The organism is Pandoraea sp. NPDC090278 (assembly GCF_044772185.1).
Classification (GTDB): Bacteria; Pseudomonadota; Gammaproteobacteria; order Burkholderiales; family Burkholderiaceae; genus Pandoraea.
This window is the reverse complement of the sequence record NZ_JBIVYJ010000004.1, coordinates 274,961-286,587: the sequence shown is the minus strand read 5'-3', so window position 1 is coordinate 286,587 and position 11,627 is coordinate 274,961. Positions and strand designations below refer to the sequence as shown.

Sequence of the window (11,627 nt, the reverse complement as noted above, 5' to 3'; positions counted from 1 at the left end):
GCGTTCGCGTCGCTCAGACAGCCTTCGCCACGTCACGCATGACGCCGTCGAAGAACTTGCCTTGCGCGTCGGCATCGCTGCGGGCGTAAGCACGGTTGATGCCGCTGATCACCGCACGGATCGAGGCCGTCGTCAGATTGGCGTCGATACCCACGCCGAACGCACTACCCACAATCGTTTCGCCCGCCATTTCCGCGATGGCGATGGCACGTGCATCTGCGCCTTGCGTCAGCGCGCGCTCTTCGTAGTGCTGCACGCGAACCGGCGTGCGCATGGCATTCATCAACGCGTCGAGCGGACCGTTACCGGCACCCGACACCGTCGTGCGCTGGCCATGCACGTCGATGGTCACGGCGATGTGCTGACGGCCGTCGCGCTCGGAGAGCGTGTGGGCGACGTACGCCACCGGATCCGTCGACACCACGTATTCCTTCTGGAACAGTTGCCAGATCTGCGAGGCGGTGACTTCCGCGCCCGTCTCGTCGGTGTAGCGCTGCACGGCCGAGCTGAAGTCGACTTGCAGGCGACGCGGCATCTGCACGCCGTACGTCTGCTCCAGCAAGTAGGCGATGCCACCCTTGCCCGACTGGCTGTTCACGCGAATGATCGAGTCGTACGTGCGGCCGAGATCGCTCGGGTCGATGGGGAGATACGGCACTTCCCAGACGGCATCCGACTTCTGCGCGGCGAGGCCCTTCTTGATGGCGTCCTGGTGCGAGCCGGAGAACGCGGTGAACACGAGATCGCCGACATACGGGTGACGCGGGTGCACCGGCAACTGCGTGCATTCTTCCGACGTGCGAGCGATTTCGTTGATGTTCGAGAAGTCGAGGCCCGGATCGACACCCTGCGTGTACAAGTTCAGACCGAGTGTGACGAGGTCGACGTTACCCGTGCGCTCGCCGTTGCCGAAGAGGCAGCCTTCGATGCGATCGGCACCAGCCATCACGGCCAGTTCGGCGGCAGCAACGGCCGTACCACGGTCGTTGTGCGGGTGAACGGAGAGGATCAGCGAGTCGCGGCGCGCGAGGTTGCGATGCATCCACTCGATCTGGTCGGCGTAGTAGTTCGGCGTGCCGATTTCGACGGTCGCGGGCAAGTTGACGATGCACTTGCGCTCAGGCGTCGGTTGCCATACGTCGAAGACGGCGTCGCAAACTTCCTTGGCGAAATCGAGTTCGGTGCCCGTGAAGGTCTCCGGGCTGTATTGCAACGTCCATTTCGTTTCGGGCGCAGCATCGGCGCAGCGCTTGATCGTCTTCGCAGCGGACACGGCGAGCGCCTTCACGCCCGGCTGATCGAGATTGAAGACGATGCGGCGGAATTCGGGGGCCGTTGCGTTGTAGAGGTGAACGATGGCGCGCGGTGCGCCCTTGAGCGAAGCGAAGGTGCGTTCGATGAGGTCGTCGCGGGCTTGCGTGAGCACTTCGATGGTGACGTCGTCGGGAATGTGACCGCCTTCGATCAACTCACGCACGAAGTTGAAATCGGTGTCGGAAGCCGACGGGAACGCCACTTCGATTTCCTTGAAGCCAATGGCGACGAGCGTCTTAAACATGCGCATCTTGCGCTGGGCGTCCATCGGCTCGAAGAGCGCCTGATTACCGTCGCGCAGGTCGGTGCTCATCCAGATCGGGGCACGCGTGATGGTGCGGCTCGGCCACTGTCGGTCGGGGATGTTGACCGGGGTGAACGATTGGTACTTCGTAGCGGGGTTCTTCAACATGGCGGGTCTCGATTGTCAGCAAAAGTGTCAACCGGACGACGCACAGACGCAGATAAGCTACGACCTCCGGTTGGATGAACCGGGGCTCAGGTCGGCGTAACTGGGGAAAATCAGCGGTGCTTCAGTGAGGAATTCAGACGATGCACGCGCGCAGCAACGGACCAAGCCCGGTGGAGCGGGCTAGTAGTCGTAGCGAGAGGGAGAATTGCGCGGTGATCATGAGGCACATGAAATCACAGATTTTCTGACGCTGTCAACCATGATGTGTCGCCTCATGCGTTTCCCACGATGTGGGATGAGCACCATCGCCGACCGGCGGCGCATTGCCGCACGGGCTTGTCCATCGGCGGCGTCTCCGATATCGTGTGAACTCATGGGATAGCCAAGGGCCAGTCCCGAAACCCGACGGATCGACATGCTCAGCCGTCGGCGCCAATCCCGGTGTCGCGCGGCACATGTCTCGACATCGGAGACCACCTTGGCCCGCACCCCACCTGCTGCATCCTCGCCCGCTTCATCCCCGACTGCCCCAACGCTCACCGCGACACACTCGCCGTCGCCCGATAGCGCCGCCGCGCACGAACGTCCACGCACGGCCCGAGTCTGGCTGCTCGCGCTGACGGTATTTCTCGTCGGCATCGACGAGAACATCTGCACGGGCATTCTTCCCGCCATTTCGAGCGGCCTGAACGTGTCGATGGCCTCCGCCGGACAATTGACGACCGTCTTCTCGGCCGTGTTCGCGTTGTGGGCCTTCACGATGGCCGCGTGGCTTTCCCGGCATTCGCGACGACGCGCACTCATCGTCGCACTCGTGGTCTTCACGCTAAGCAATCTGGCAGCGACCTTCGCACCGGGCTATGCCACGTTGTTTGCGGCGCGCATTGCGATGGGCGCGAGTTGCGCCACCATCGTGCTGTTGTGCTCACGACTCGCGACCGAAATTACACCGCCCGACTATCACGGACGCGCCGTCGGCATCATCTTCATGGGCATCAGTGCGTCGCTGGTGCTCGGCGTGCCGCTGGGCATGACGCTCGAACACTGGGCCGGATGGCGCGCCGTCTTCGCTGCCATCGCGCTGGCGAGCGCCCCGCTCGTGTTCGTGCTGTGGCGCGCGTTGCCGTCGAGTACGCCGCCCGCCGCGCTGACATTGCGCGCCTACGTTCGCGCACTCGCGCAACCGCGACGTCTCGCCGCACAGGGCGTGACGATTGCGATGCTCGGGGGTCACTTCACCCTCTTCGCTTATCTCGTGCCGTACCTTCAGTCGCTGCTCGCTCCCTCACCCGACACGATGAGCCTGCTGTTTCTGGCGTTCGGTGTCGCGGGCGTGGCGGGCGCATGGCTCGGTGGATGGGCCGCAGATCGGGCCGGGCCGGTCGCCTCGCTGCTCGGCTGTCCGTCGTTGTTTCTCGTCGCGATGGCGAGCGTGCCGCTGGCAGCGATGACGGTGACGGCGTTAGGCGGCGATGTCTGGCAAGTCGCCCTCTTTCTCGTGGCGATGATGGTCTGGGGTGCGCTGTCGTGGTCGATCTCCCCGGTCGTGCAGAACTTTCTGATTCGCACCGCGCCGCAGGATGCCGAGGCGAACGTCGGTGTGAACGTCGCCGCCATGCATGTCGGGGTCGCACTCGGCGCGGGTGCGGGTGGCGCACTGGTCGACGCAAACGCCCTCGGGCTCACGCCGTGGGTCGGCTGCGGGCTGGTCGCGCTGTCCGTCGTGTACGCGTGGATGGCGACGCGTACACCGCGTCCTAAACCGTGACGAACGCCCTAGCCGCCATCAAAGCGGCACGGCCGACGTGCATTTGATCTCGTCGAGACAGACGCTCGACTTCACCGCGCTCACGCCGGGAATGCGCATGAGCGTATCGAGCAGAAACTCGGACAGCGCCTTCAAATCGCGCGCCACGACCTTGAGCACGTAGTCGATGTCGCCCGTCACGGAAAAACATTCCTGAATCTGCGCGAGTTCCGCGACCAGTCCCTTGAAGTTCGACAGGTCGCGGATATGGCCGCGCTCCATCGTCACATGGACGAACGCGACCACGCTGAAGCCGAGCCGTTGCGCGTCGAGCCTCGTGTCGTAGCCCTTGATTACACCCATTTCTTCGAGACGGCGGTGACGCCGCAGCGTCTGCGCGGGCGAAAGCTTGATCGCTTCGGCCAGTTCGAGGTTCGAAATCCGCCCGTGGCCCTGCAATATCCCCAGCAAGCGTACGTCAATCCGATCGATCTCAATGTCGTGCATTTTTATTTCCCATCGCAGCCAATTTTAGAAATATTAGTGCATAACCTAGGGTTTCCATAGCGCATTTACGAAATCCTATTTTGCGCCGACGCACTTACACTGCCCCTCATGAAATGACGCAAATGTGCGCGAAACACTTGCAATAGCAAGGATTTCGACGGACGGAACGAGCTGATTGTGATAACCCGACCCACCGGTCAATAAAGCACAATTTTGTTGCACGAACCGACGTCGTCTGTATTTGCCGGGACGTAACCTCCGGCCGGTGCACGCGTCCAATGAATCTGTCATCCCTGCAAATCACTTCACCAAGCCGAGACGATCATGGCCGACCTGTTTGAAAATCCGATGCAATTGATGGGCTTCGAATTCGTGGAATTCGCTTCGCCTACGCCGAATGTCCTCGAACCCATTTTCGAACAGATGGGCTTCACGCTCGTGGCGCGTCACCGCTCGAAAGACGTGGTGCTGTACCGTCAGGGCGAGGTCAACTTCATCGTGAACCGCGAGCCGAACAGCGAAGCGGCCTACTTCGCCGCCGAGCATGGTCCGAGCGCCTGCGGCATGGCCTTCCGCGTGAAGGACTCGCACAAGGCCTACGCCCGCGCGCTGGAACTCGGCGCACAGCCGGTCGAGATCGAAACCGGTCCGATGGAACTGCGTCTGCCCGCGATCAAGGGTATTGGCGGCGCGCCGCTGTATCTGATCGACCGCTTCGAAGAAGGCAAGTCGATCTATGACATCGACTTCGAATACATCGAAGGCGTCGACCGCCACCCGGTCGGTCACGGCTTGCGCCTGATCGATCACCTGACGCACAACGTCTATCGTGGTCGCATGGCTTACTGGGCCAACTTCTACGAGAAGCTGTTCAACTTCCGCGAGATTCGCTACTTCGACATTTCGGGCGAATACACCGGCCTGACCTCCAAGGCGATGACCGCCCCGGATGGTAAAATCCGCATTCCCCTGAACGAGGAATCGGCCAAGGGCAGCGGCCAGATCGAGGAATTCCTGATGGCCTTCAACGGTGAAGGCATTCAGCACATTGCCTTCCTCACCGACAACCTGCTTCAGGTCATCGACAACCTGCAAATGGCAGGCGTCGACCTCATGACCGCGCCGAACGACTTCTACTACGATGCGCTCGAGACCCGTCTGCCGGGTCACGGTCAGCCGGTGGGCGAACTGAAGGCGCGCGGCATTCTGCTCGACGGTACGACCGAGAACGGCAAGCCGCGTCTGCTGTTGCAGATCTTCTCGAAGACGCTGCTCGGCCCGGTGTTCTTCGAGTTCATCCAGCGCGAAGGCGACGACGGTTTCGGCGAAGGCAACTTCAAGGCGCTGTTCGAATCGCTCGAGCGCGACCAGATCGAGCGCGGCACGCTCAAGGTCTGAGTTCCGGGGAGACATGATCGTCCGCTCGCACGGACGATCCCAAAGGACACGGTGACGGCGCCATAAGCGCCGCGCCGTGGCGGCTCAACGTTTCCGGTTCGTGCTCACCGCATGAAAACAGAGAAGCGCGTCGCGTGAATACGAAGGTAGGGTAAGGAACAGACATGTCCGCCAACGCAGCAAAAGATGGCTCGCTCCACCGCGGCCTGAAGAATCGTCACATCCAGTTGATCGCGCTCGGTGGCGCGATCGGCACCGGCCTCTTTCTCGGCATCGCCCAGACCATCAAAACCGCTGGCCCCTCAGTCTTGCTGGGCTACGCCATTGCGGGCGTCGTCGCGTTTTTCATCATGCGCCAACTCGGTGAAATGGTCGTGGACGAACCCGTCGCCGGGTCGTTCAGCTACTTCGCCAACAAGTATTGCGGTCAGTTCGCAGGCTTCGTCTCCGGCTGGAATTACTGGGTGCTTTACGTCCTCGTCTCGATGGCCGAACTCTCTGCCGTCGGCATCTACGTTCAGTACTGGTGGCCCGGCATTCCCACGTGGGTCTCGGCACTCGTTTGCTTCGGCGTCATCAACGCCATCAACCTCTCCAGCGTGAAGTCGTATGGCGAGATGGAGTTCTGGTTCTCCATCGTCAAAGTCGCCGCCATCGTCGGCATGATCGGCTTCGGCGGCTATCTGCTCGTCTCCGGCAACGCAGGCCCGCAAGCGAGCGTCGCCAACCTGTGGCAGCACGGCGGCTTCTTCCCGAACGGTGTGTCCGGCCTCGTCATGGCGATGGCGGTCATCATGTTCTCGTTCGGCGGGCTTGAGCTGGTCGGCATTACGGCGGCGGAAGCGGACGACCCGTCGCGCAGCATTCCGCGCGCGACCAATCAGGTCATCTACCGCATTCTGATTTTCTACGTCGGCGCACTCGGCGTGCTGCTCTCGCTGTATCCGTGGGAGAAGGTCGTCTCCGGCGGTAGCCCGTTCGTGCTGATCTTCCATGAGCTGAACAGCAACTTCGTCGCGCACGTGCTCAACGCCGTGGTGCTGACCGCTGCGCTGTCCGTCTACAACAGCTGCGTGTATTGCAACAGCCGCATGCTCTACGGTCTGGCCGGTCAGGGCAATGCGCCGCGCGCGCTGCTCAAGGTCAATGCGCGTGGCATTCCGCTGGCCGCCCTCGGCGTCTCGGCAGCCGCAACGGCCGTGTGCGTGGTAATCAACTACTTCATGCCGGGCAAGGCGTTCGAACTGCTGATGGGTCTGGTCGTGTCGGCGCTGATCATCAACTGGGCGATGATCAGCGTGATCCATCTGGCTTTCCGTCGCGCCAAGGCACGCGCTGGCGAGACCACGTTCTTCAAGAGCCTCGGCTACCCGTTCACGAACTACCTGTGTCTGGCGTTCCTCGCTGGCATTCTGGTCGTGATGTATCTGATCCCGGATCTGCGCATCTCCGTGTATCTGATCCCGGTTTGGCTGGTGGTGCTGGCCGTCGGCTACCGTCTGCGTCAGAAAAACGCGGCCGCGCCGGTCCCGGTCAGCGCAACGCGCTAAATAAGTCAACGCCGCACGCCGGGCTTTCGACGCCCGGCGTACACCCGGCAGTGCCGCACTAGCGGTATCATCGAGCGTTACCCCATCGTTATTCCATCGCTATTCCAGGAACTGCCATGTTCGAACACATCGATGCCTATCCCGGTGACCCGATCCTCTCGCTCAACGAGAATTTCGCGAAAGATCCGCGTACCAACAAGGTCAACCTGAGCATCGGCATCTATTACGACGATGCGGGCCGTCTGCCGGTCATGAACGCGGTTCGTCAGGCCGAAGCGCTGCTGCTGGCCGAAGTCGGTCCGAAGCCGTATCTGCCGATGGCTGGCTTTGCCAACTACCGCGACGCCGTGCAAGGTCTCGTGTTCGGCGAAGACTCGCCCGCGCGCAAGAACGGCAGCATCGCCACCGTGCAGACGCTCGGCGGTTCCGGCGCACTGAAGGTCGGCGCAGATTTCATCAAGCGTTACTTCCCCGGCTCGCAAGTGTGGGTGAGCGATCCGACGTGGGATAACCATCGCTTCATCTTCGAGCGCGCCGGTTTCACCGTGAATACGTATCCGTATTACGACGAAGCCACCGGTGGCCTGCAATTCGAAGCGATGGTCGACGCCATCGACAAGCTGCCTGCCCGTAGCGTCGTGCTGCTGCACGCTTGCTGCCACAACCCGACCGGCGTCGATCTGAACAACGCGCAATGGGTGCAACTGATCGAAGTGCTCAAGAAGCGCGAACTGCTGCCCTTCGTCGACATGGCGTATCAGGGTTTCGGCTCGGGCATCGAAGCCGACGCCTTCGTGATTCGCGAACTGGCGCGTCAGGGCCTGCCCGCCTTCGTCGCCAACTCGTTCTCGAAGAACTTCTCGCTGTACGGCGAGCGTTGCGGCGGCCTGTCGGTCATCTGCGAATCGTCGGAAGCTGCCGATCGCGTGCTGGGCCAGCTGACGAGCGCCGTGCGCTCGAACTACAGCAACCCGCCCACGCACGGCGCGAAGATCGTCGCCAAGGTGCTGAGCACGCCGGAGCTGCGCAAGTCGTGGGAAGAGGAACTCGCGGCCATGTGCCAGCGCATCACGCGCATGCGCGGTGCGATTCACGACGGTCTGCGCGGCCATGTGCCGGACACCATGCTCTCGCGTTATCTGGAGCAGCGTGGCATGTTCACGTACACGGGTCTGACGGCCGCACAGGTCGACGTGCTGCGTGAAGCCCACGGCGTCTATCTGATCCGCTCGGGCCGCATGTGCGTGGCCGGGCTGAACGAGAGCAACGTCGCCGTCGTGGCCGACAGCATCGCCAAGGTGCTGAACGGCTGAGCTTGCGCTCGCTGAGGTAAAAAAGGGACGGCGATTGCCGTCCCTTTTTCATTGGCGCGACGAAAGGCTTACGACGCCTGCTTCAGGAATTCCAGAAGATCGGCGTTCACCTTATCCGCTTCGACGGTGCACATGCCGTGCGCGCCGCCCGGATAGATCTTCAGCGTTGCGTTCTTGACGATCTGCGCGGTGAGCTTGCCCGAATCGTCGATCGGCACGATCTGATCGTCGTCGCCATGCAGCACGAGCGTCGGCACGTCGATCTTCTTCAGGTCTTCGGTGTAATCCACCTCGGAGAACTCCTTCACGCACAGGTACTGGCCGAGGTGCGAACCCCACATGCCCTGCGCCCAGAAGGCGTCGATCACGCCCTGCGACGTCTTGGCGTTCGGACGGTTGTAGCCGTAGAACGGCACCGCCAGATCCTGATAGAACTGCGAACGATTGGCCGCGACATTCGCGCGGATTTCGTCGAACACACCGATGGGCAGGCCACCCGGGTTCTTGTCCGACTTGAGCATGACGGGCGGCACGGCGCCGATGAGCACGGCCTGCGCCGCGCGCTTCGTGCCGTGACGGCCCAGGTAATGCGCGACTTCGCCGCCGCCGGTCGAATGGCCGACGAACGTGGCGTTGTTCAGATCGAGATGCTCGACAAGGGCGGCGAGGTCGTCGGCGTAGGTGTCCATGTCGTTACCGGTACCGGGCTGCTCCGAGCGGCCGTGGCCACGTCGGTCGTGTGCGATCACGCGATAACCGTGTTGCACCAGAAACAGCATTTGTGCGTCCCAGGCGTCGGCGCTCAACGGCCAGCCGTGGGAGAACACGACCGGGCGGCCCTTGCCCCAGTCCTTGTAGAAAATCGCGGTGCCATCCTTCGTCTTGAACGTGCTCATGGTGTCATCCTTGAGTGAGGGGGAGTTCGTGCACCGGCAGAAGGCCGACGCGAGCGAAGGCTTTTAATTTAAGGCGTCGATGAGCGCCGTTACAAGGTGAGTTTTTTTGATGAGCGCGTGAGGGACATTCACGAAACCTGCCCTATGGCTGTCATGAAGTAAGGGCCGTTCGGTGTCCGGCACAACGCTGGTGCACGCCCCGACGCAGACGGTGCACGCGCCAGCACGTCCGCGCGCTTGGCGTTATATTGGGCGTCCCGCGGCGCAGTTGGCCGCTCATCCCGAATGCGTCGATCCCCATGTCCGATCAATCTGCCGAGTTGTCCCAGTTTCCGATCACGCGCAAGTGGCCTGCCGCGCACCCGGAGCGTCTGCAACTGTATTCGCTGCCTACGCCCAACGGGGTGAAGGTGTCGATCATGCTCGAAGAAATCGGGCTGCCGTACGAAGTGCATCTGGTGAGCTTCCAGACCAACGATCAGCTCACGCCGGAATTCCTCTCGCTCAACCCGAACAACAAGATTCCGGCAATCCTCGATCCGAACGGTCCTGGCGGCAAGCCGCTGCCGCTGTTCGAGTCGGGCGCGATCCTCTGGTACCTCGCCGAGAAGACCGGCAAGCTGCTGCCCATCGATCCGGCCGCGCGTTACGAAACGCTGCAATGGGTCATGTTCCAGATGGGCGGCGTCGGCCCGATGTTCGGCCAGTTGGGCTTCTTCAACAAATTTGCAGGCAAGGACTACGAGGACAAACGTCCGCGCGACCGTTACGTCGCCGAGTCGAAGCGCCTGCTCGCGGTGCTCGATGCACGTCTGGCCGACCACCAGTGGCTGATGGGCGACGAATACACCATCGCCGATATCGCTACGTTCCCGTGGGTGCGCAACCTCGTCGGCTTCTATGAGGCGGGGGATCTCGTTGGCTTCGATCAGTTCAAGAACGTGCAGCGCGCGCTGGGCGCATTTGTGGCGCGTCCGGCAGTGATTCGCGGACTGGAGATTCCGAAGCGCCCCGCCTGAGCGTGATGTGACGTGCATTTCGCGACGTAAAAAAAACCGGTGCATCGAAACGACGCACCGGTTTGAGATCGCGATGTTGCACGAGGAGGTACTACCCCACTGGGCGTCGGACCGACGACCCAGCGGGTACAGCCAGGAACTGCATAAGAACTACCGGAACAACGTTACTGCGGTGAATCAGCAAGACTGATGCTCACGCATGAAGGGCATCAGGCCGACTTCTTGAAGCGAGCGGCTTCTTCCGAACCGCCCGTGGCGTTGCCAGCGCTGTACGAGTGCGCGCCCACACCGGCGAGCTTGCCGTTCTGCACGATCAGGTACTCGTTGCGGATCGGACGGTTCTCGAAGTAGCACTCCAGGATTTCGCGCGTGCCAGCTGCGTAGCGCGTCTGTGCCGACAGGCTCGTGCCCGAAATGTGCGGGGTCATGCCGTGGTGCGGCATGCTGCGCCACGGGTGATCGGCCGGTGCCGGTTGCGGGAACCAGACGTCGCCGCCGTAGCCCGCGAGCTGGCCGCTTTCGAGCGCTGCCGCGACGGCATCGCGATCGCACAACTTGCCGCGCGCCGTGTTGATCAGGTAGGCGCCGCGCTTGAAGTGCTTCAGACTGTCGGCGTTGATCATGTGCTCCGTTTCCGGGTGCAGCGGGCAGTTCAGCGTGACCACGTCGCACACCTTGGCGAGGCTCTCAAGGCTCGTGTGGTGCGTGAGGTTGAGTTCCTTCTCGACCGATTCCGGCAGACGGTGACGATCGAGGTAGTGCAGATGCGTGCCGAACGGCTTCATCAGACGCAGCACACGCAGGCCAATACGCCCTGCCGCCACCGTGCCCACATGCATGCCTTCCAGATCGTACGAACGCTCGACGCAGTCGGCGATGTTCCAACCGCCCTTGAGCACCCATTGATACGACGGCAGGTAGTTACGCACCAACGCCAGCGTCGTCATCATCACGTGTTCTGCCACGCTGTTGCTGTTGCAGTACGTCACTTCCGCAACGGTGATGCCGTGTTCCATCGCGGCTTGCAGATCGGTGTGGTCCGAGCCGATGCCAGCGGTCACGATCATCTTCAGCTTCTTCGCACGCTTGATACGCTCGGCCGTCATATAGGCGGGCCAGAACGGTTGCGATATCACGATTTCGGCGTCGGCCAGTTCGCGGTCGAGCACGCTGTTGTCGCCGTCCTTGCTCGACGTCACGACGAGTTCGTGGCCGTTCGATTCGAGGTACTTGCGCAGGCCCAATTCACCCGACACGCTACCGAGCAATGCGCCCGGCTGGAAGTCGATGGCACGCGGCGTGGGCAGCGTCTGGCCGTCGGGGTAGCACTCGATCTTCGGCAGATCGTCGCGAGCGTAGGTCTTCGGGTAGCCGGTAACGGGGTCGTCGTACAGTACACAAACAATCTTGGCCATGGTGTCTCACTCCTGAATGGTTATCTGCAAGATGTCTGCTTGGCGACGCTGACGTC

Annotated in this window: 9 protein-coding genes; 5 read left to right on the top strand and 4 right to left on the bottom strand. The window is 62.0% G+C overall.

Going from position 1 to position 11,627, the window contains the following annotated elements; translation table 11 throughout:
* Window positions 1–13: 13 nt before the first annotated feature.
* The gene (leuA, locus tag ACIQWO_RS16390; protein ID WP_402826043.1) at window positions 14–1,726 is read right to left on the bottom strand and encodes a 2-isopropylmalate synthase; all 1,713 of its coding nucleotides are present in this window, start codon (window positions 1,724–1,726) and stop codon (window positions 14–16) included.
* A 478-nt stretch (window positions 1,727–2,204) separates the two neighbouring features.
* Here leuA and ACIQWO_RS16385 point away from each other — a divergent pair, with 478 nt between their 5' ends.
* Window positions 2,205–3,494, top strand: coding sequence for an MFS transporter (locus ACIQWO_RS16385; protein ID WP_402826040.1), 1,290 nt, complete (start codon window positions 2,205–2,207; stop codon window positions 3,492–3,494).
* 18 nt (window positions 3,495–3,512) lie between these two features.
* Here the strand turns inward: ACIQWO_RS16385 and ACIQWO_RS16380 are convergent, their stop codons facing one another.
* Window positions 3,513–3,980 (bottom strand): Lrp/AsnC family transcriptional regulator, encoded by a 468-nt coding sequence (locus tag ACIQWO_RS16380; protein ID WP_402826037.1) that lies wholly within the window; start codon window positions 3,978–3,980, stop codon window positions 3,513–3,515.
* Between the two features lie 324 nt (window positions 3,981–4,304).
* Between ACIQWO_RS16380 and hppD the strand changes: the two genes are divergently transcribed.
* From hppD to ACIQWO_RS16365, 3 genes are all read left to right on the top strand, one after another.
* Complete coding sequence (hppD, locus tag ACIQWO_RS16375; RefSeq protein WP_039395888.1) at window positions 4,305–5,378, top strand: 4-hydroxyphenylpyruvate dioxygenase; 1,074 nt, start codon at window positions 4,305–4,307, stop codon at window positions 5,376–5,378.
* Window positions 5,379–5,542: 164 nt separating this feature from the next.
* Window positions 5,543–6,928 carry an amino acid permease gene (locus ACIQWO_RS16370; protein ID WP_402826032.1) on the top strand — a complete coding sequence of 462 codons (1,386 nt, stop codon included), beginning with the start codon at window positions 5,543–5,545 and terminating at the stop codon, window positions 6,926–6,928.
* A gap of 116 nt (window positions 6,929–7,044) precedes the next feature.
* Window positions 7,045–8,241, top strand: coding sequence for an amino acid aminotransferase (locus tag ACIQWO_RS16365; protein WP_402826029.1), 1,197 nt, complete (start codon window positions 7,045–7,047; stop codon window positions 8,239–8,241).
* A 68-nt stretch (window positions 8,242–8,309) separates the two neighbouring features.
* Here ACIQWO_RS16365 and ACIQWO_RS16360 read toward each other — a convergent pair whose 3' ends face one another.
* Entirely contained in the window at window positions 8,310–9,137 is an 828-nt protein-coding gene (locus ACIQWO_RS16360; protein WP_402826026.1) for an alpha/beta fold hydrolase, read from the bottom strand.
* Window positions 9,138–9,436: 299 nt separating this feature from the next.
* On the opposite strand from ACIQWO_RS16360, the gene ACIQWO_RS16355 reads away from it, so the two are divergent.
* Window positions 9,437–10,156: a glutathione S-transferase N-terminal domain-containing protein gene (locus tag ACIQWO_RS16355; RefSeq protein WP_402826023.1), complete on the top strand. Its 720-nt coding sequence runs from the start codon at window positions 9,437–9,439 to the stop codon at window positions 10,154–10,156.
* Window positions 10,157–10,365: 209 nt separating this feature from the next.
* Here ACIQWO_RS16355 and ACIQWO_RS16350 read toward each other — a convergent pair whose 3' ends face one another.
* Window positions 10,366–11,571, bottom strand: a complete 1,206-nt coding sequence (locus ACIQWO_RS16350) for an NAD-dependent formate dehydrogenase (protein ID WP_150665465.1) — start codon at window positions 11,569–11,571, stop codon at window positions 10,366–10,368.
* Window positions 11,572–11,627: the final 56 nt, after the last annotated feature.